We start from the raw sequence: 2,307 nt of genomic DNA on the forward strand, positions 1-2,307 counted from the left end.
GTTTTCGTCGACATCGATCCCGAAACCTATCTGATGGACGTGCGGTCCCTCGAAGCGGCGATCGGCATGATCGAGGCCGAAGGCCGCCTGACGCCGCGCGCCGTCATCGCGGTCGATCTTTTCGGCATGGTGGCCGATTACGGCGCGATCGTGCCGCTGGCGCGCGCCCATGGCCTCAAGGTGATCTCGGACGCCGCGCAGGCGACCGGCGCCGTCAGGGACGGCGCCAGGTGCGGCAGCTTCGGCGATGTGGCGACCACCAGCTTCTATCCGGCCAAGCCGCTCGGCTGCTTCGGCGATGGCGGCGCGGTGATGACCGACGATGACGAACTGGCCGAAGTGATGCGCTCGGTCGCCTTCCACGGCAAGGGCGCGGACCAGTACGACAATGTGCGCATCGGCCTGACCTCGCGGCTCGACACGATCCAGGCCGCGATCCTGAACCTCAAGCTCGACATCCTCGAAGAGGAGATGGAGGCGCGCCAGCGCGTCGCGCTGCGCTATCACGACGGGCTCAAGGATGTCGTCAAGACCGCGTGCAATCCCCAGGGCATGCGTTCGGCCTGGGCGCAATACGCCATCGAAAGCGTCGACCGCGACGCGCTCAGGGCGCATCTGACTGACAAGGACATCCCGTCGGCGATCTATTACCGCAAGCCGCTGCACCGGCAATTGGCCTACCGTGGCTATCGGGTCGCGCCGGGCGGCCTTCCGGTCACCGAGGCCAAGCCCGCGACCATCCTTTGCCTGCCGATGCATCCCTATCTGAGCGCGGCGGACCAGGATCGCGTGATCGGCGAGATCCGCGCTTTCGTCGGCGAGGGCGCGATGCCGGTGGCCGCGGAGTAGAGCGCTTTTTAAAACCCCTGCCTCTCACCCCTACCCCTTAAAACCCCTGCCTCTCACCCCTACCCCTTGAGGGGCTGAATGGAAGGTGGGGGCGTTCTTCCGGGGAATCGGCCGGCCGCCGTGCAACCTATTCCGCCGCCACGACCGTCGGCTTATCGTCCAGCGCGGCCAATTGCCGTTCCACCCGATCGCTCCGCCGCGTGCGATCGATGAAGCCGCCGCCGAGCACGCGGGCGCCCGCTTCTTCCCCCTCATAGAGCACGCACGCCTGGCCCGGCGAGACGCCGGCCTCGCCGCCGGCCAGTTCCACCGTCACCGCCCCGTCCCTGACCGACAGTCGCGCGGGCCTGGGCGGGCGCGTGGAGCGGACGCGCGCCATCAGTTCGACGCCCCCGGCCGGCAGCCGATCGAGCGGCGTGTCGCCGAGCCAGTTGACCTCGCGCAGGGCGATGGCCCGCGTGTCGAGCGCCTCCCTGGGGCCGACGATCACCCGGCGCGTGCGCGCGTCGATCTTGATCACATGGAGCGGCGCGCCGGTGGCGACGCCCAGGCCCTTCCGCTGGCCGATCGTATAATGCAGTATGCCCTCGTGCCGGCCGAGCACGCGCCCGTCCAGATGCACGATCTCGCCGGCCAGCGCCGCGTTCGGCCGCAGCTTGGCGATCACGTCCGCATATCTGCCCTCCGGCACGAAGCATATGTCCTGGCTGTCGGGCTTGCCCGATACGATCAGGCCCATGCGCTCGGCCGCCGCGCGGGTTTCGTCCTTGGTCATGGCGCCGAGCGGAAAGCGCAGGAAATCCACCTGTTCCTGCGTGGTGGCGAACAGGAAATAGCTCTGGTCGCGCCGGGCGTCGGCGGGCCGGCGCAGCGCGCGGCGCGCCCCGTTCGGCCTTGAGAGGATGTAGTGACCGGTTGCCAGGCAGTCGGCGCCCAGATCGCGCGCGGTCCTCAGAAGGTCGGCGAACTTGACCGTCTGGTTGCACGAAACGCAGGGGATCGGCGTTTCGCCGGCGATGTAGCTGTCGGCGAACCGGTCGATCACCGCCTCGCGAAAGCGGCTCTCATAGTCGAGCACATAGTGCGGTACGCCCAGTTCCTCGCACACCCGGCGGGCGTCGTCGATATCCTGCCCCGCGCAGCACGAGCCGGTGCGCCGGACGGCGGCGCCATGGTCGTAAAGCTGTAGCGTGATGCCGATCACCTGATAGCCTTCGGCGTGCAGGAGGCCGGCGACGACGGACGAATCCACGCCGCCCGACATGGCCACGACCACGCGCGTGTCCCCAGGTGGTTTCGCAATGTCCAGCGAATTGAGCATCGGCGTCCTTCCGGCGCCCATATAGGCCATTATGCCCGCGCGCGCCAAGCATGAAGGGCCGCCGATCGCGCGGTGCGCGACAGCCCGCGGCAATTGTCGATTCTTACCAATCCCTTAGCGTCACCTTAGGCGTTTCT

Annotated in this window: 2 protein-coding genes; one reads left to right on the forward strand and one right to left on the reverse strand. The window is 68.0% G+C overall.

The annotated features are described in order from the left end of the window. Positions 1-849: DegT/DnrJ/EryC1/StrS family aminotransferase (locus AC5E6L_RS15245; RefSeq protein ID WP_491774441.1), on the forward strand; the 849-nt coding region annotated here is incomplete at its 5' end. Positions 850-976: 127 nt separating this feature from the next. On the opposite strand, the gene mnmA is transcribed toward AC5E6L_RS15245, so the two are convergent. Then, entirely contained in the window at positions 977-2,170 is a 1,194-nt protein-coding gene (mnmA, locus tag AC5E6L_RS15250) for a tRNA 2-thiouridine(34) synthase MnmA (RefSeq protein WP_491774443.1), read from the reverse strand. Between the last annotated feature and the right edge of the window lie 137 nt (positions 2,171-2,307).

This window comes from Roseitalea sp. (genome assembly GCF_984466335.1).